Consider the following 18369-nt stretch of genomic DNA (forward strand, 5'->3'; position numbering starts at 1 on the left):
GGGTCGGGCGCGGACGGCGGCGGTCCGCACGACGGCTGATTACTGCTTGACATTCTATGTAAGACTGTAACGCATGGTCGATGAACGGCAGGAGGCATCTCCTGCGGCAATGCCGGGCGAGTTGTCGTCCCGCCCGAGTATGGTGTGGGACGCCTGGGGCATTCCGTCCGCGCATGCGCCGCTCCCGGAGAAGATCCGGACCTTGCTGGTGCAGGTTTTCGGGGTGTCCGGTGATTCAGTGGCGCGTCGCGATGAGGGCAATGTGCCATTGCGCGCCTCGGCCCTGTCGCAGGCGCACCGCGCGGGGTTGTCCGCGGTGGTCGGCGCGGAGCACGTCCGCACCGATCACCGCGCCCGGCTGTTGCGCGCCGGGGGTAAGAGCACACCCGATCTGCTGCGCCGCCGTTCCACCGATCCGCAGGAGGCGCCGGATGCGGTCGTCTTCCCGGCGGACCACGCCGAGGTCCTGGACGTCCTGGGTTACTGCGCCGAGCGCGGGATCGCGGTGGTGCCCTTCGGCGGCGGCACCAGCGTCGTCGGCGGGGTGGACCCCGCCCGTGCCGGCTTCGACGTCGTTGTCGCCCTGGATCTTCGGCGGTTGACCGGGTTGACGGAGCTGGACGAGGTCAGCCACACCGCGACCCTCGGAGCCGGTCTGACCGGACCGCAGGCCGAGAAACTCCTCGCGGAGCGCGGCTTCTCCCTCGGACACTTTCCGCAGAGCTTCGAATTCGCCAGTATCGGCGGTTTCGCCGCGACCCGTTCGAGTGGGCAGGCATCGGCCGGATACGGCCGTTTCGACGATATGATCCAGCGTCTGCGAGTCGCGACTCCGCGCGGCACACTGGATCTCGGCCGCGCACCGGCCTCGGCGGCGGGACCCGATCTGCGCGAGCTGTTCTCGGGTTCGGAGGGCGCTCTCGGGGTGATCACCGAGGTCACGCTGCGGGTGCATCCGGTACCGGAAACCGTCGCGTATCGAGCATGGTCGTTCCCGGACTTCGCGACCGGCGCGGCCGCGCTGCGCACCGTCGTCCAGGCCGGGGCCGCCCCGACCGTATTGCGATTGTCCGATGAGGCCGAGACCGGCCTGAATCTGGCTCGCGCGGGCGATATCGGCGGCGCACCGGTGGCCGGATGTCTCGCCGTCACCACGTTCGAGGGCACCGCCGCCCACGTCGAAGCCCGCAGCGCCGAGGCGAACGCGCTATTCGCCGCCGCCGGTGGGGTCGTGCTGGGCGAGAAACCCGCGCGGGAGTGGGAACACGGCCGCTTCGCCGCGCCCTATCTGCGGGATGCGTTGCTGGACCACGAGATTCTGTGCGAAACCCTGGAGACCGCGACCAGTTGGTCGAACCTCGCCGCACTCAAAGCGAAAGTGACCGCGGCGCTGACCGAATCACTGGGCGGGCAGGGCACTGCGCCACTGGTCATGTGCCATATCTCGCATACCTACCCGACCGGCGCCTCACTGTACTTCACGATCATCGCCAAACAGCTCGACGATCCGATCAGCCAGTGGCACATCGCCAAACGCGCGGTCGGCGATGCCATCGCAGCGGCCGGGGGCACCATCACCCACCACCATGCCGTCGGCCGGGACCACCGCCCCTGGATGTCCGGTGAAATCGGCGAACTGGGCGTGCAGGTGTTGCGCGCGGTCAAACAGACGGTCGACCCCGCCGGAATCCTCAACCCCGGCAAGCTGATCCCGTGACCGGCCACACCGGGGTGGGCTCGGTATTGCTGGTGACCAACCCGTTGGCCGGGCACGGCAAGGGGCAGGCCGCCGCTGCGGTGGCGGCGGCGCGGCTGCGGGCGCGCGGTGTGGCGGTGGACGAGGTGAGCGGCGCGAGTGCCGCGGAATCGGTTCGCCTGGTTCGGGATCGGCTCACCGGCGACGCCGTTCCCGATGTGGTGGTCTGCGCGGGCGGCGACGGGCTGGTCTGCATCACCCTGCAGGCGCTGGCCGGGACCGGCGTGCCGCTGGGCCTGGTGCCCGGCGGAACCGGTAACGATCTGGCTCGCGAACTCGGTGTGCCGCAGGACGATCCGATTTCCGCCGCGGACATCGTGCTGGGCGGAACGATGCGCACCATCGATCTCGGTGCGGCGGAGGTGCGGGCCCCCGAGCCCGGAACAGTCGAACCAGACTCGGTGGGAACAGGATTCGGCATCGCTGGGCCGATCAGGTTCGCGACCGTGGCGGGCACCGGATTCGATGCCCGGGTCACCCTGCGCGCCAATCGGATGCGCTTTCCGAAGGGGCGCCTGCGCTACACCTTCGCCGCCGTGACGGAACTGGCCGGCGGACTGGCCGTACCCTACCGTCTCGAATTATCCGGTGTGCCAGGACGATCCGTGGGATCGGTCGTCGAGACCGAGGCGGTGATGGTCGCGGTGGGCAATGCTCGCACCTACGGTGGCGGCATGCTGATCTGCCCGGACGCGGTGATCGACGACGGGCTGCTCGAGGTGACCGTGGTCGGCGCGATGACCCGGCGGGATATGGTGCGCCTGCTTCCGGCCCTGTCCGCGGGACAGCGCGTCGATCATCCGGCGTTGAGCCGATATCGCGCGGCGACCGTGGAGTTGCGAGCTCCGGACGCGCCGGTGACCGCGGACGGTGAACCGGTCGGCATGCTGCCGGCGACCTTTCGCGCGTTACCGGGCGCGCTGCCCGTGCTGGTTCCCTGACCGGCGGCGCTACCAGAGCTGCACCACGGCCAGTTCCGGGCCGGGCTGCAGAACCAGGGCGACCCGGCCGTCGGGCTTGTTCGCGGCCTCGTTGACGATGCTGGGCAGGTCGGCCCGGATGTGGTCGCCGGTCCTCGGCAGTTGCGAACCGTGGCCGATGCCGACGGCGATCGCGTCGGCCGGAAGCGCCTGATCGATCAGCGCCGGAATCGGGCCGTTGGCGAACGTCCGGGTCTCGCCGTGGTTCAGCTCCACCCCGACCCCGCCGGTCCGCGGGACGGTGACGGGGGTGAGCGCCGCGGCCGATCCGGCGCCGACGAATCCGGCGGTGATGCCCGCCACGGTGGCGATGACAACAGTCCGAGCACGCATGAGAATCCTCTTTCGTGAGCGACCGGCGGTCCGGTCACGGCGCGAGCGAATTTCCGGAGCAGGCACAGGCAGCGTCTGTACTGTTCGCCCCAAGTAGGCAGGATCGCGGGCCCGGCGGCAACTCGAGGAGGTATGCGTCACAGCCGGTGTGTGTGCCTACCCGATATGTGCATGTGGGGCAATCCCGCACCAACACAAAGGATTCGGGCCGAACCTGAGAATTCGATATGAAACGGGAATACCGCATGAATCGGCGGTAACCTGAATCTTGTGGGCGGGGTTTTCGGTGTCCCTCATCCGCCGAAACCCCCGCCCTCTCGGGTATCCACACCCCCGTTCGGCGCGCGGGCGTGATCGCTGCGGAGCCGCCTGCGAGCCGATGCGGAAATGCTCCGCCGGGGCCGTCGTCCGGGCCGTGACCCAATTCCTTAGAATCACACGGTGACCAGCACAGCCTCTGAGAACTCACGAAATCGTGCCGATGCCCTCCCCAAGAGCTGGAATCCCGGCGATGTGGAGTCGGACCTGTACGAGGGCTGGGTAGCCGCTGGTTACTTCGCCGCTGACGCGAAGAGCGCGAAGCCCCCCTACTCGATCGTGCTGCCGCCGCCCAATGTCACCGGCAATCTGCACATGGGTCACGCCTTCGACCACACCATCATGGATCTGCTCACCCGCCGCAAGCGCATGCAGGGCTACGAGGTGCTGTGGCTGCCCGGTATGGATCACGCCGGTATCGCCACACAGTCCGTGGTGGAGAAGCAGCTCGCGCGGGATGGGAAGGCCAAGGAGGACTTCGGCCGTGAACTGTTCGTCGACAAGGTCTGGGATTGGAAGCGCGAGTCCGGCGGCGCGATCCAGGGGCAGATGCGCCGTCTCGGCGTCGGCGTGGACTGGGCGCGTGACCGCTTCACCATGGACGAGGGCCTGTCCCGAGCTGTGCAGACCATCTTCAAGCGCCTCTTCGACGCGGGCCTGATCTACCGCGCCGAACGCCTGGTGAACTGGTCGCCCGTGCTTAAGACGGCGATCTCCGATGTCGAGGTCAAATACGAGGACGTCGAGGGTGAGCTGGTCTCACTGCGCTACGGCTCGCTGGAGGATGACGAGCCGCACATCATCGTGGCGACCACCCGGGTGGAGACCATGCTCGGCGACACCGCGGTCGCGGTGCACCCCGAGGACGCGCGCTACGCGAGCCTGATCGGCACGACGCTCTATCATCCGATCACCGGACGGCAGATCCCCGTGGTCGCCGACGATTACGTCGATCCCGAATTCGGTTCCGGCGCCGTGAAGATCACCCCCGCGCACGATCCGAACGACTTCGAGCTCGGTCTGCGCCACAACCTGCCCATGCCCACCATCATGGACAAGACCGGCAAGATCGCCGATACCGGAACCGAATTCGACGGTATGGACCGCTTCGAGGCGCGGGTGAAGATCCGCGAACGCCTCACCGAAGAGGGGCGCATCGTCGCGGAGAAGCGGCCGTATGTGCACAGCGTCGGTCATTCCGAACGTTCCGGCGAACCCATCGAGCCCCGGCTGTCCATGCAGTGGTGGGTGAAGGTGGAATCTCTGGCCAAGGCCGCGGGCGACGCGGTTCGCCACGGGGACACCGTGATCCACCCGGCCAGTCAGGAGCCGCGCTGGTTCGACTGGGTGGACGACATGCACGACTGGTGCATCTCGCGTCAGCTGTGGTGGGGGCACCGCATCCCGATCTGGTACGGCCCCGAGGGCGAGGTCGTCTGCGTCGGACCGGACGAGCAGGCCCCCGAGGGTTACGTCCAGGATCCGGACGTGCTGGACACCTGGTTCTCCTCGGGCCTGTGGCCGTTCTCCACGATGGGCTGGCCCGATGCCACCCCGGAGCTCGAGAAGTTCTATCCGACAAGCGTTCTCGTCACCGGTTACGACATCCTGTTCTTCTGGGTGGCCCGGATGATGATGTTCGGCACGTTCGTCTCCGACGATCCGGCCATCACCGCCGGGAAACCGGCCGGTGCGGTGCAGGTGCCGTTCCGGGATGTGTTCCTGCACGGCCTGATTCGCGACGAATTCGGCCGCAAGTACTCCAAGTCCAAGGGCATCGGCGTGGATCCGCTGCTGTGGATCGACGAATATGGCTCGGACGCAACGCGTTTCACCCTCGCACGCGGTGCGCAGCCCGGCAGTGACCTGTCCGTCGGCCCGCCGCACGTGACCGCCTCGCGCAGTTTCGTCACCAAGCTGTTCAACGCCACCAAGTTCGCGCTGATGAACGGCGCGGCCCCGGGCGAGATCACCGACCGCGTCGCCCTGACCGATGCCGATCGGTGGATCCTGGACCGTCTGGAACAGGTTCGCGCGGAAGTGGATTCGGCGTTCGACCGGTACGAGATCGGTAAGGCATGCGAGGCGCTGTACCACTTCGCGTGGGACGAGCTGTGTGACTGGTATCTGGAACTGGCCAAGGTGCAGTTCGCCGAATCGGACGAGCGCGCCGCGCACACCCGGACAGTGCTGGGTGCGGTGCTGGATTCGGTGCTGCGCCTGCTGCATCCGGTCATCCCGTTCGTCACCGAATCGCTGTGGCAGGCGTTGACCGGCGGTACGGAAGGCGAGTCCATCGTCGTCGCGTCCTGGCCGCGGTCCTCGGGCGTCGCCGCCGACGAGACCGCCGCGCGCCGCATCGCCGACGCACAGCGCCTGATCACCGAGATCCGCCGTTTCCGCAGCGATCAGGGGCTGACCGACAAGCAGAAGGTGGCCGCCGCACTGGTGGGCATCGACACCGCCGACCTGACCGGGCTGTCGGTCCAGATCGCGAATCTGGCGCGGCTCACCGAGCCCGCCGACGATTTCAGCGCGACCGCCTCGGTTCAGGTGCGGCTGTCCGGGGCGACCGTCACCGTCGAACTCGACACCTCCGGCACGGTCGATCTGGACGCCGAACGTCGTCGCCTGGAGAAGGATCTCGGTGTGGCGCAGAAGGATCTGACGAGCACCACGGCCAAACTCGCCAACGAGGCGTTCCTGGCCAAGGCGCCCGACGAGGTGGTCGCCAAGATCCGCACCCGCCGGGAGGTCGCCGAATCCGAAGTCGCGCGGATAAGCGCCCGGCTGGAGGAGATCGCGCGTCTGGCGGTGAAGAAGTGAACTCCGAACCGGAATTCCAGCGGGGTTCGTCGGAGCGGCTGCACTCCGGGCCCTCCCCGGTGGATCTGGCCGAGATGGCGCTGGTCGAGGCCGAACTCGACCAGCGCTGGGGCGAAACCAAACTCGAGCCATCGCTGACCCGGATCGTCACGCTGCTGGATCTGCTCGGATCACCGCAGCGCGGGTACCCGGCGATCCAGGTGGCCGGGACGAACGGCAAGACCTCGGTCACCCGCATGATCGACGCGCTGCTCACCGCGCTGCATCGCCGCACCGGCCGGATCACCAGCCCGCACCTGCAACTGGCCACCGAGCGGATCGCCATCGACAACGCACCGATCAGTCCCGCGAAATATGTCGAGATCTATCGCGAGATCCAGCCGTACATCGAGATGATCGACCAGCGGTCCGAGGCAGCGGGCGGGCCGAAGCTGAGCAAATTCGAGGTCTTGGTGGCGATGTCCTATGCGGCGTTCGCCGAGGCGCCGGTCGACGTCGCGGTGGTCGAGACCGGGATGGGCGGCACCTGGGACGCCACCAATGTCGTGGACGGCCAGGTCGCGGTGATCACGCCGATCGGCCTGGACCACATGGACTATCTGGGCTCGGACCTGACCTCGATCGCCGGGGAGAAGGCCGGGATCATCAAGAAGGCCCCCGAGGATCCGCTGGTGCCGCGCGAGACCGTGGCGATCATCGCCGAACAGGATCCCGAGGCGATGGATGTGCTGCTGCGCCGCACGGTGCAGGCCGATGCCGCGGTCGCCCGCGAGGGCTCGGAATTCCGGCTGCTGTCCCGGCGGACCGCGGTCGGCGGGCAGGTGCTCGAGATCCAGGGTCTGGGCGGGGTGTACGACGAGATCTTCCTGCCGCTGCACGGCGAACATCAGGCGCACAATGCGGCGGTGGCGCTGGCCGCGGTGGAGGCGTTCTTCGGTGCGGGCGCGGACCGGCAACTGGACATCGAGGCCGTGCGCGCCGGGTTCGCGAACGCGATCAGCCCGGGACGGATGGAGCGCATGCGCAACGCGCCCACCATCTTCCTGGACGCCGCGCACAACCCGCACGGCGCGCAGGCCCTCGCCGCGACCCTGACCGAGGAGTTCGACTTCCGCAAACTGGTCGGCGTCGTCGGCGTGCTCGGCGACAAGGACGCCGCGGGCATCCTGGCCGCGCTCGAGCCGGTGCTGGACGAGGTCGTCGTCACCACGAACGGATCACCGCGCGCCCTGCCGGTCGACGATCTGGCCGATATCGCGGTGCAGCGGTTCGGGGACGAGCGGGTGGTCACCGCGGCCACGCTGGCCGACGCGGTCGAGACCGCCATCGCCATCGCCGAGGAGGCGGGCGAGAGCGGGGAGCCGGTCTCCGGTGCGGGGATTGTCATCACCGGATCGGTCGTCACCGCGGGTGCCGCGCGTTCGCTGTTCGGAAAGGATCCCGCATGAGTGAGAATCCGGTACCGCCCCCGGCGACCGATCCGTGGAAGGGATTCCGCGGTGTGATGGCCGGTGCGCTGGTCCTCGAAGCCATCACCGTGCTGCTGGCGCTGCCGGTGGTCGCCTCGGTCGGCGGTGGATTGAGCTGGTGGTCGATCACCTATCTGGTCGGCCTGGCCGTTTTGATGTTCCTGGGCGCCGGGGTGCAGCGGCGTTCCTGGGCGATGCGGTTCAACATCGCCATGCAGGTGCTGCTCCTGCTCGGCACGTTCGTCCATCTGTCGATCGGCATCATCGGCGTGGTGTTCGTCGCGGTATGGGCGTTCATCCTGGTCCTGCGCGCGGATGTCAAGAAGCGGATGGATCGCGGCCTGCTCCCCAGCCAGCGGACCTGACGCCCCGTCGCAATCGCTCGGCCGGCACGAATACGGCGAGCCTTGGGGGCCGCGAACCACCGAAGCGAAGCGGACGCAATAATGACACAGTGACTGAACAGACGTTGATACTCATCAAGCCGGACGGCGTGGCCCGTGGCCTGGTCGGTGAGATCATCACCCGCATCGAGCGCAAGGGTCTGAAGATCGCCGCGTTGGAGTTCAAGCAGGTATCGCAGGAGCTTGCCGCGGCGCACTATGCCGAGCACGCCGAGCGGCCGTTCTACGGTTCGCTGATCGAGTTCATCACCTCGGGTCCGGTCGTGGCCGCCGTGCTCGAGGGGCCGCGCGCCATCACCGCATTCCGGCAGATCGCCGGTGGCACCGATCCGGTCGAGAAGGCCGTGCCCGGCAGCATCCGGGGCGACTACGCTCTGGAGACCCAGTACAACCTCGTCCACGGTTCGGATGCACCCGAGTCGGCCAAGCGCGAGATCGCGCTCTGGTTCCCGGAGTTCGCCCAGTAGTCGCCGGATATTTCCGCCGGAGTGGGATCGATACCGGCCGGCCCCGGAGTTCGAACCCACTCCGATTCCCGCACCAACCCCGTCCGAGGAGCGGCGTTACCCCCTCGGCGAGTTCTCGCGCGCCCGTCTCCGACCTGGCTCCGGTCCCGGTCCGAACCGGTGTGACGGTGCTCGCAAGGGCCGTGAACACGCCGGAGCGAAGCACAGGCAATTGGACACGGGAGCCATTTACTCGAGCGCGTGTGGGATACTGGCAGTGGAAGCGCTCGAGATCGGCCGCCCAGGCCGGTGCGGGCTCGACCGATGGCACCGCGGCTCGACGCCGATCATCGCTGCCCCGGACGGTTACCAAGACTCGGCCGTCCGGCCGCACGCTGGATGAGCGCTCGGACCCGGTGTTGGAGCCAACAGCCAGGCGCCGCGTGATCGGTTACCCGAACGACGACCGACAGGGTGACAACGGGTCACGCGGGGCGGAGACCACTTGGCCTTGCGTCCACGGGGCGTGAGGCAACCGAACAGCGCCCCCGCGTTGGCCGCGTCACTCTCGTTCGAGTGGGACGCGCCCGGGGATCCGAGGAGATTTCGTGGCCGATCAAGAGCCGCAGGAAACGTCGCACGATACGAATGGACACGCGCCGCAGCAGGCGCCAGGGGTAGGGGAGGCGGCGCAGTTGCCGGAACGTATCCGGGTACACGCGCTGGCGAAGCTGCTGGGAACCACCAGCAAACGCATTCTGGCTCATCTGACCGAGCTGGGGGCCGAGGCCCGCAGCGCGCAGTCGAGCCTGGATCGCACGGTCGCCGAGTCGGTGCGTGAAGCCTTCGTCCCCGCGGACCAGGCCCCGGAGCAAGCTCCGACGGCCGCCGAATCCCGAACCGAAACTCAGGCAGCGCAGCAGACGGCGTCGGTGGCGACCGCCACCCCGGACGCAGTGCCCGAGGCCGTGGCGAGTGCTCCCGAAACGATGGCGAGTTCAGCCGAGCCCGCGACGACCGTGCCCGATGCGGGAGCGAGCAGCTCCGAAGCGTCGGCGGGGACGTCCGCGACCGAGGTGAGCAAATCCCCGTCGGCAGGCGCCGCCGAATCGGTCGCGAGCACGTCGGGGACAGGGGCGAGCACGGGTGGGACAGCGTCCGGCCAGGTCGCCTCGACGCCCGAGGCCACCACGGCGCAGCCCGCAGCCGCTGCCGGGGCAGCGCCCGTTGCCGGAACCACTGCCGCGCAGCCCGAGACACCCGCCGCGACCCCGCAGACCGAACCCGCGGCTTCGGCCGTTGCGCCGCAGCGGCAATCGCTGTTCACCAGCCCCTTCCGGGCACCGCAGCCCCAGGCTGCCGAGCCGGTGACTTTCGAAGCGCCCGCGATGGTCGCCGCACCGCTGTTCCTGCCGCCGGACGCCGCGGCCGCGGAGGAGGCGCGCCGGCAGCGCCGGGCCGCCCGCCAGGCCAAGGCCGCCGAGGAGCAGGCCGCCGCCGAGGAAGCCGCCGCTCAGCAGGAGGCGGCTCGCACCGAATCCGCCGCGGATCGCGCGAGTACCGACGACACCGCCACCGCTACCGCCGAGACTGCCGAGTCCGAGACCGAATCGGGCGACTGGGACGACGACCAGTCCCGGGAGGACTCCGAGGACGGCGGGCGTTCGCGTCGTCGCCGTCGCGGCCGTCGCGGCCGGGGCCGGGGCCGGGGTGAGCAGTCCGCCGACGGTGATGCCGAGGAGTCGGAGGATTCCGAGGAGCAGGAGGAGTCCACCGAGGAGTCCGGCAACACCGAGGCCGAGCCCGCCGAGGGCGGTGCCGAGGACGGTGAGGCGGTGCCCGAGGGATCGACTCGCCGCCGCCGTCGTCGCCGTCGTCGCAAAGCTGGTGAGGATGCCGAGAACGAGGTGTCGGAGGACGATCCGCCGAACACCGTCGTGCACGAGCGCGAACCGCGCAACAAGCGCCGGGTCGCCGCCTCGTCGGTGGACGAGGTGCAGGGCATCAGCGGTTCGACGCGGCTCGAGGCCAAGCGGCAGCGTCGCCGGGACGGTCGTGAGGCCGGACGTCGTCGTCCGCCGATCCTGACCGAATCGGAATTCCTGGCCCGCCGCGAATCGGTGGACCGGGTGATGGTGGTGCGCGAGAAGACGTTCACCGATCATCCGAGCGCCGTCACCCAGGTCGCCGTGCTCGAGGACAACATCCTGGTCGAGCACTTCGTGACCAGCACGGGGTCGGCGTCCATGGTCGGCAACGTGTATCTGGGCAAGGTGCAGAACGTGCTGCCCAGCATGGAGGCGGCATTCGTCGATATCGGTCGCGGCCGCAACGGCGTGCTCTACGCCGGTGAGGTGAACTGGGAGGCCGCCGGGCTCGGCGGTAAGGAACGCAAGATCGAACAGGCGCTCAAACCCGGCGACACCGTGCTGGTGCAGGTGAGCAAGGATCCGGTCGGGCACAAGGGCGCCCGGCTGACCACACAGATCAGCCTGGCCGGACGCTTTCTGGTGTACGTGCCGGGCGGGACGTCGACCGGTATCAGCCGCAAACTGCCCGATACCGAGCGCAAGCGACTGAAGGAGATCCTGCGCGATATCGTCCCGCAGGACGCCGGTGTGATCATTCGCACCGCTTCCGAGGGCGTGGCCGAGGCCGAACTGGCCCGCGACGTCGAGCGGCTGCAGGCCACCTGGAAAATCATCGAGGAGCAGTCCAGGAACGGCTCGGGTGCGCCCAAGACGCTCTACGAAGAGCCGGACCTGCTCGTCAAGGTCATCCGTGACCTGTTCAACGAGGACTTCTCCAAACTCGTCATCGAGGGTGAGCGCTCCTGGACGACCGTGGAGAACTACATCCGCACCGTCGCGCCGGATCTGCTGGCGCGGGTGCAGCGCTACGACAACGACAGCGTCGACGTATTCGGCAGTTTCCGGATCGATGAGCAGCTGTCCAAGGCTCTGGACCGCAAGGTGTGGCTGCCCTCGGGCGGCACACTCGTCATCGACCGCACCGAGGCGATGACCGTCATCGACGTCAACACGGGTAAATTCACCGGCGCGGGCGGCAGCAACCTCGAGGAGACGGTCACCCGCAACAACCTCGAGGCGGCCGAGGAGATCGTGCGCCAGATGCGCCTGCGGGACATCGGCGGCATGATCGTCGTCGACTTCATCGATATGGTGCTCGAATCCAACCGTGACCTGGTGTTGCGTCGGCTGACCGAGGCGCTGGGCCGCGACCGCACCCGCCATCAGGTATCCGAGGTGACCTCGCTGGGCCTGGTGCAGATGACCCGCAAGAAGTTGGGCACCGGGTTGGTCGAGGCGTTCTCCACCACCTGTGAGCACTGCCACGGCCGCGGCCTCGTCGTGCACGACTATCCGGTGGAGTCCGCCCCCGCCGAGGACGGCCTCGGCCGTCGCGAGGGCCGTCGCCGTCGCAAGGACAAGGACAAGTCCGGTACGACCGCGCCCGCCGCGGCGCCGGTGCCCGTCGAGGCGCATGCCGAGGAGGATGCCGCCGCCAAGCGGGCGCATCCGGTGGCGTTGGCGATGGCCGCGCACCATGGTGACGAGAACGAGGCGCATGCGGACGCCGTGACGCCGGGGGTGTCCGCGGAGTCGGCGCCGGAGGAGACCGCCGAGCGGCCGTCGCGTCGACGCCGTTCACGGTCCGGTCGTGAGCTGGCACGGGAGCAGGTTGTGCGCGCGAGCGAAGCGGCGGAGTCCGGCGATTCGCATCGTCCGGAGGAATCGGCTGCGGCGAGTGAGCCGGAAGCCGGCGGACCGGCGCAGGACGATCGGTCCGGCCGCGCGAGTGAGCTCGTGGCGGTTGCGGCTGGTGAGGCGGCGCGGGTGGCGGACGCCGAGCGGGGGGACGAGTCCGCGCGAGCGAATACCGCCGCGGAATCGGCCCGGCCGTCGCAGACCCCCGAACCCGCTGCGGCGACGCTCTCCGCCGAGGAGGAGGGTACGGACCACGGCGACGCCGCCGATCGGGCTCGCACCGCCTCGGATGGCGCGCACCCCGAATCCGCCCGCAAGGGTCGTCGTCGGGTGGCCCGCTCCTCGGCCGCGCTCAGCACGGACAGCGCCGCGGCGGTATTCGTACTGTCCAACTCCGATCAGCCGGAAAGCGCTGCGGCGTCGGTGACCGACTTCACACCGGTTGCCGTGCCGCGCAGCCGTCCTCGTCGCCGTAGTGCCGGTCGCGCCGCGGGAGCACCGGAACAAGGCGAGTAAGCGGGCCGATCAACCGAGCGGTTGGTCACAGTCGGATCCAGCGATGCGGGGCCCGGGCATGCAGTGCCCGGGCCCCGCACTCGGTGTCGGCCGGTCGACGCACACCCTGCCCCGTCGAGCCGTGCGGGCGGCCGGGCCCTCGCGTGAAGCGAACGAGACTGCTCTCGGTGCGGCGAATCCGGTGGCCGGAGCGGGGATTACCGGATGCGACCCTGGTTTTGTCGCTGGGGTACGCGTCCTGTAGCCTTGGACAGTCGCTGCTCGGCGTCAGCACTGTCTTGTGCGCTGGCCCGTGGCCCGGTTCGACGAGAGCCACAGGCGCTGAGGCGGCGGTGATTACCAGACCAGTCGTGCGGCGGTTTCCGGTGTTGACCGGACAGCAGCCGCGCGAACAGAGTGCCGAGCACTAGTAGAGAAAGAGGGCAGCCGACCGATGGCAACGTACGCGATCGTCAAGACCGGCGGAAAGCAGTACAAGGTCGCGGTCGGTGACCTGGTGAAGGTCGAGAAGATCGAGGGCGAGACGGGCAGCGCGGTATCGCTCTCCCCGGTGCTCGTCGTCGATGGCGCTGAGCTGACCACCGATGCGGACAAGCTGGCCAAGGTCTCGGTTTCCGCCGAGATCGTCGACCAGACCAAGGGTCCCAAGATCCGCATCCACAAGTTCAAGAACAAGACCGGCTACCACAAGCGTCAGGGCCACCGTCAGAAGCTGACGGTCCTGAAGGTCACCGGCATCAAGTAAACGGCCTGCGGGCTTCATCACCCCGCACACGTCCGTCAGGATTCCCGGGACCAACCATCTCGGGCTACGAGGAGTAAACCAGCAATGGCACATAAGAAGGGTGCGTCCAGCTCCCGTAACGGTCGTGATTCGAACGCCCAGCGGCTGGGCGTGAAGCGCTTCGGCGGTCAGGCCGTCCAGGCGGGCGAGATCCTGGTGCGTCAGCGTGGCACTCACTTCCACCCCGGCGTCAACGTCGGCCGTGGCGGCGACGACACGCTGTTCGCCCTCGCGGCGGGCGCGGTCCAGTTCGGCACCAAGCGCGGCCGCAAGACCGTGAATATCGTGGTCCCGGAGCCGGTGCAGGCCTGAGCCGCACCGGAGCCTTCCACACATTCTTCGAAGCGGGTCAGGGTGAGAAACCCTGGCCCGCTTCGTGCGTTCGGGCACCCGCTTCGTGCGGAGGCAGATTGAGCACTGCCGAAATTACGGAGGATGATCAACAGCATGTCGAAGTTCATCGACCGCGTCGTGCTGCACGTCCGCGCAGGTAAGGGCGGACACGGGTGTGCTTCGGTGCACCGCGAGAAGTACAAGCCGCTGGGCGGCCCCGACGGTGGCAACGGGGGGCACGGCGGGAATGTGATCCTCCAGGTCGACCCGAATGTGCACACTCTGCTGGACTTCCATTTCCATCCGCACGCCAAGGGCGGCAACGGCAAACCCGGCGAGGGCGGTAACCGCGACGGCAAACAGGGTGCGGATCTGCTGTTGCAGGTTCCGGACGGGACGGTGGTCATCGGTTCCGACGGTGAGGTGCTCGCCGATCTCGTCGGTGTCGGCACGACCTATATCGCCGCGCGCGGCGGGCGTGGCGGACTGGGCAACGCGGCGCTGGCCTCCAAGGCGCGCAAGGCGCCCGGTTTCGCACTGCTCGGCGAGGACGGTGAGGAACGCGATGTCATCCTGGAGCTGAAGTCGGTCGCCGATGTGGGTCTGGTCGGCTTCCCGTCGGCCGGTAAGTCCTCGCTGGTCTCGGTGCTCTCGGCGGCGAAGCCGAAGGTCGCGGACTATCCGTTCACGACGCTGGTGCCGAATCTCGGCGTGGTGTCCAGCGGTGACACCACCTTCACCGTCGCCGATGTACCCGGCCTGATTCCCGGCGCGAGCGAGGGGCGCGGTCTGGGCCTGGAATTCCTGCGGCATCTCGAACGCTGTGCGGTGCTCGCCCACGTGGTGGACTGCGCGACACTCGAACCGGGTCGCGATCCGGTCTCCGATGTGGACGCACTGGAGGCGGAGCTGGCCGCCTACAAACCCGCGTTGAAGGCCGATGCCGAGCTCGGGGATCTGGCCGATCGCCCACGTGTGGTGATCCTGAACAAGGCGGATATCCCGGACGCCGCCGACCTGGCCGAAATGGTGCGCGCCGAATTCGCCGAGCGCGGCTGGCCGGTCCACACGATCTCGACGGTGAGCCGGGAAGGGTTGCGGCCGTTGATTTTCGCGCTCGCGGAGATGGTTCGCGAGTACCGCGAGGCACATCCGAAGGCGGCTCCGCCGCGACAGGTGATCCGTCCGGTGGCCGCGGGCGAAAGCGGTTTCAGCGTCGAGCGTGATGCCGAACTCGAGGGCGGATTCATCGTGCGCGGTGAACGTCCCGAGCGGTGGGTGCGTCAGACGCAGTTCGACAACGACGAGGCCGTCGGCTATCTGGCCGACCGGTTGGCCCGTCTCGGTGTCGAGGAGCAGCTCGAGAAGCTCGGCGCCGAACCGGGTGCGCCCGTCACGATCGGCGACGTCACCTTCGACTGGGAACCGCAGATCTCCGCGGGCGTGGACGTGGTGATGACCGGTCGAGGCACCGACCCCCGCCTCGACCAGACCGAACGCATCTCCGCGGCCGAGCGTAAACATGCGTCCCGGGTCCGCCGCGGCCTGATCTCCGACGACGAGATCGTCGAATGACCCCTGCCCACCGCACCACTGCCAGGATTGCGCTCCATTCATGGTGCGGTGCATCGGGTGTGGTCACCGGTCGGGTGCACGGTTGCTTCCCGGGGCGGGTGCGGCTTCATCGGTGTGGGCGAGATCCGCGAGGGGCGCTCGTTTGCGGTACCGCCTCCGAGACTGCGCTCCGGATGCGGCGCGATGGATCAGGCGCGTCCGTATCACGTGGCATTCGGGAGCCCGAAAACTGTTGTGGTGTCGATCGGTTCAGGTGAGGTTGATGAGCTCCGGTATGACGCAGGCGGATTCGGATCACGCACTGAGCGAGACGCGACAGGTGATCGCGTCGGCGCGCAGTGTGGTGGTGAAGATCGGATCCTCGGCGCTGACCAGTCTCGAAGGCGGGCTCGACACCGCTCGGCTGGATCGGCTGGCCGATGCGGTGGAGGCGCGCATGCGCGCCGGATCCGATGTGGTCGTGGTGTCCTCGGGCGCCATCGGCGCGGGCATCGCGCCACTCGGATTATCCTCGCGGCCAAAGGATCTTGCCACCAAACAGGCCGCGGCGAGTGTCGGCCAGCTGGCGCTGGCGCACGCCTGGGGTACCTCGTTCCAGCGTTACGGCCGCACGGTCGGGCAGGTCCTGCTGACCGCCGGTGACTTCTCCCGGCGCGAACATCATCGCAATGCGCAGCGCACGCTGGATCGGCTGCGCTCCCTGCACGCGATCGCCGTGGTCAACGAGAACGACACGATCGCCACCGAGGAGATCCGCTTCGGCGACAACGATCGCCTGGCCGCCCTGGTCGCGCACCTGGTCGGCGCCGACGCTCTCGTGCTGCTCTCGGACGTGGACGGGCTCTACGACGGCGATCCGCGCAAGGGCGGTGCGACATTCATCCCGGAGGTGCGCGGCAGCGCCGATCTGGACGGCGTGATCGCCGGAAGCGGTGGCGCGCTGGGCACGGGCGGAATGGCCTCGAAGCTGTCCGCGGCCCGCCTCGCCGCCGACGCCGGGGTTCCGGTACTGCTGGCCGCCGCCTCCGACGCCACTCTCGCGCTCACCTCGGCCACCGTCGGCACCGCCTTCGCCGCCCGCCCGATTCGCTTGTCCGCCAGGAAGTTCTGGGTCCGGCACGCCGCGGACAGCCGCGGTGCTGTGCTGCTCGACGCGGGCGCTGTGCGCGCGGTCGCCGGCTGTCGCCGCTCGCTGCTGGCCGCCGGAATCACCGGTGTGCGCGGCCGCTTCTCCGGCGGCGACGTCATCGACCTCATCGCCCCCGACGGCGCCCTCGTCGCTCGCGGTGTAGCGGAATACGACAGCTCCGAACTGGAGGCCATGGTCGGCCGCTCCACCAGCGAACTCCCGGAAGGTATGCGGCGCCCCGTCATCCACGCCGACGACCTGGTCAAGGTCTGACCGCGTCATCCGGCCGGCGCTGTCACATGGCGAGCGGGCCGCCGACCGGCGAGGTCAGTGGTCCGGGGAGACGCCGGGCTGGTCGGGGGTGGTGGGTGTGGTGTTGTTCGGGATGGGTCCGGTGATGCCGGGCTGGCCGCCCGGATCACTGAGTCGCGGGTCCGCGGGCGGTGCGGGTATGGGAGAGGCCGGCGGGCTGGGTGGTCGCGGTGCCGGGGCCGCGTCCGGGGGCTGGATGGATTCCGGTGGCGTCGGCGATGGTGCGGGCTCGGTCGGTGGCGCGGGAGTTGCTGGGGGAGCGGAGTTTTGCGGATGCGCTGGCTGCCGCGGTTCCGCGTGCGGCTGCGGAGTCTCGGGTTGCTGCGGCGTCGCGGGATATTGCTGCTGGGGCGGGACTGATTGTGGTGCGGTGTGGTTCGAGTGGTTCGGCGCGGACGAGTCGTCCCCGGGCAGCACAGGAGGTTCGGGCAGCGCCGGAATTCCGGTTCCCGCACCGGAATACGCCGGTTTGTAGATCATGTTCATCGCCAGCACGGCCTCCTGCCGCAGCGTCTCCTGTGCCAGCGCGGCATCGATGACGTGCGCCGCCTCGAGAGCGCGGGCGACCGCGCCGACCGGTCCGGAGCCGCCGGGCGGGGCAACCGCCAGTTTCACCGCTTCGGCCGCGGCGGCGACCGCCCCCAATCGCGCGCCGACCTCGGCCATGACCTCGGCCAGTTCGTCGAGGGACTCGGCGAAACTGCGCGTGCTGGCATATGCGGCGTCGGCCGCGGCGCCCTCCCATCCGGTGGAATTCATCACCCCGTCCGTCGTGGACCGGGTGATCGGCATCGCGGTGTTGATCGTCGCGGCGCCGTTCAGCCACACCAGCGACGCCCGCGCGATCTCCCCGGCATCGATCTGCTGCGTGCCCGCGTAGATCCGCTCGTGCGGTACGGACTCGAAATGTTCCATCGCACTGATGTATTCGGGATCGGTGGGCCGTGCGTGCGGGCCGAAATGCGTGGCGCCGAGGACATGTTCACTCATGACACGCCCCGTTCGCGCCGGCGCCTCGAACCGGAACCGCCCCGGAACTGTGCTCGAACACGCTCACCACGGCTGCCTCGACGAGAGCGCGCGCAGGGCGGCGGCGTGTGCGATATCGGCCTCCTCGTGCAGCCCGGCGCTGAGCAGGAAGGCTTCCTTCATACGATAGGAGGCGGAGATGTATCGATCCAACTGTGCGGCCGCGTCCCGGGCCTTGCGGGAGAATCCGGCCTGCAACTGTTCCGCGGAGAAGAATCCGCCGAAACCGTGCAGCTGTGAGACCGACTCCAACTGCTGCTGCAGGGCGATCAGCCCCTCGGCCTGCTCCTCGTACTGCGCCGCGCAGCGCCGCGCCGCGTCCGGATCGAAACGGACCGTGCCGCTGCGCGCTGCCTGCATGAACCGGGCGATATCGGCTTGACTGGTTTCGATCGTCAATGCGCACCCCCTCGAGAATCGGTCGGTCGTGC

Annotated in this window: 14 protein-coding genes; 11 read left to right on the plus strand and 3 right to left on the minus strand. The window is 68.7% G+C overall.

Features of this window, described 5'->3' with window-relative positions; all coding sequences use genetic code 11:
* Window positions 1-139: 139 nt before the first annotated feature.
* Complete coding sequence (locus NV1_RS14090; protein WP_084525413.1) at window positions 140-1717, plus strand: FAD-binding oxidoreductase; 1578 nt, start codon at window positions 140-142, stop codon at window positions 1715-1717.
* A complete protein-coding gene (locus NV1_RS14095) occupies window positions 1714-2697 on the plus strand; it encodes a diacylglycerol kinase family protein (RefSeq protein WP_174557443.1) in 984 nt (327 codons plus the stop codon). Before NV1_RS14090 ends, NV1_RS14095 begins: the two co-directional genes overlap by 4 nt.
* 9 nt (window positions 2698-2706) lie before the next feature.
* On the opposite strand, the gene NV1_RS14100 is transcribed toward NV1_RS14095, so the two are convergent.
* Complete coding sequence (locus NV1_RS14100) at window positions 2707-3069, minus strand: hypothetical protein (protein WP_067890798.1); 363 nt, start codon at window positions 3067-3069, stop codon at window positions 2707-2709.
* Between the two features lie 441 nt (window positions 3070-3510).
* Between NV1_RS14100 and NV1_RS14105 the strand changes: the two genes are divergently transcribed.
* The 9 genes from NV1_RS14105 (at window position 3511) to proB (ending at window position 16870) form a co-directional block, all read left to right on the plus strand.
* A complete protein-coding gene (locus NV1_RS14105; protein WP_067890801.1) occupies window positions 3511-6213 on the plus strand; it encodes a valine--tRNA ligase in 2703 nt (900 codons plus the stop codon).
* 74 nt (window positions 6214-6287) lie between these two features.
* Window positions 6288-7661: a bifunctional tetrahydrofolate synthase/dihydrofolate synthase gene (gene folC / locus NV1_RS14110; RefSeq protein WP_067891815.1), complete on the plus strand. Its 1374-nt coding sequence runs from the start codon at window positions 6288-6290 to the stop codon at window positions 7659-7661.
* Window positions 7658-8047, plus strand: a complete 390-nt coding sequence (locus NV1_RS14115) for a DUF4233 domain-containing protein (protein WP_067890804.1) — start codon at window positions 7658-7660, stop codon at window positions 8045-8047. Before folC ends, NV1_RS14115 begins: the two co-directional genes overlap by 4 nt.
* An 89-nt stretch (window positions 8048-8136) precedes the next feature.
* The gene (gene ndk, locus NV1_RS14120; protein WP_067683967.1) at window positions 8137-8553 is read left to right on the plus strand and encodes a nucleoside-diphosphate kinase; all 417 of its coding nucleotides are present in this window, start codon (window positions 8137-8139) and stop codon (window positions 8551-8553) included.
* Window positions 8554-9140: 587 nt separating this feature from the next.
* Window positions 9141-12776, plus strand: a complete 3636-nt coding sequence (locus tag NV1_RS14125) for a translation initiation factor IF-2 N-terminal domain-containing protein (protein ID WP_169813329.1) — start codon at window positions 9141-9143, stop codon at window positions 12774-12776.
* Between the two features lie 433 nt (window positions 12777-13209).
* Window positions 13210-13521, plus strand: a complete 312-nt coding sequence (rplU, locus tag NV1_RS14130) for a 50S ribosomal protein L21 (protein ID WP_040820290.1) — start codon at window positions 13210-13212, stop codon at window positions 13519-13521.
* 84 nt (window positions 13522-13605) lie between these two features.
* Window positions 13606-13872 (plus strand): 50S ribosomal protein L27, encoded by a 267-nt coding sequence (gene rpmA / locus NV1_RS14135; protein WP_067890806.1) that lies wholly within the window; start codon window positions 13606-13608, stop codon window positions 13870-13872.
* Window positions 13873-14007: 135 nt separating this feature from the next.
* Window positions 14008-15468, plus strand: a complete 1461-nt coding sequence (gene obgE / locus NV1_RS14140) for a GTPase ObgE (protein ID WP_067891819.1) — start codon at window positions 14008-14010, stop codon at window positions 15466-15468.
* A 301-nt stretch (window positions 15469-15769) separates the two neighbouring features.
* The gene (gene proB, locus NV1_RS14145) at window positions 15770-16870 is read left to right on the plus strand and encodes a glutamate 5-kinase (RefSeq protein ID WP_174557447.1); all 1101 of its coding nucleotides are present in this window, start codon (window positions 15770-15772) and stop codon (window positions 16868-16870) included.
* A gap of 54 nt (window positions 16871-16924) precedes the next feature.
* On the opposite strand, the gene NV1_RS14150 is transcribed toward proB, so the two are convergent.
* Both NV1_RS14150 and NV1_RS14155 read right to left on the minus strand, forming a co-directional pair.
* A complete protein-coding gene (locus tag NV1_RS14150; RefSeq protein ID WP_067890811.1) occupies window positions 16925-17899 on the minus strand; it encodes a hypothetical protein in 975 nt (324 codons plus the stop codon).
* Window positions 17900-17962: 63 nt separating this feature from the next.
* Entirely contained in the window at window positions 17963-18337 is a 375-nt protein-coding gene (locus tag NV1_RS14155; protein WP_067890814.1) for a hypothetical protein, read from the minus strand.
* Window positions 18338-18369 lie beyond the last annotated feature (32 nt).

Source organism: Nocardia vaccinii NBRC 15922 (genome assembly GCF_001613305.1).
Taxonomy (GTDB): domain Bacteria; phylum Actinomycetota; class Actinomycetes; order Mycobacteriales; family Mycobacteriaceae; genus Nocardia; species Nocardia vaccinii.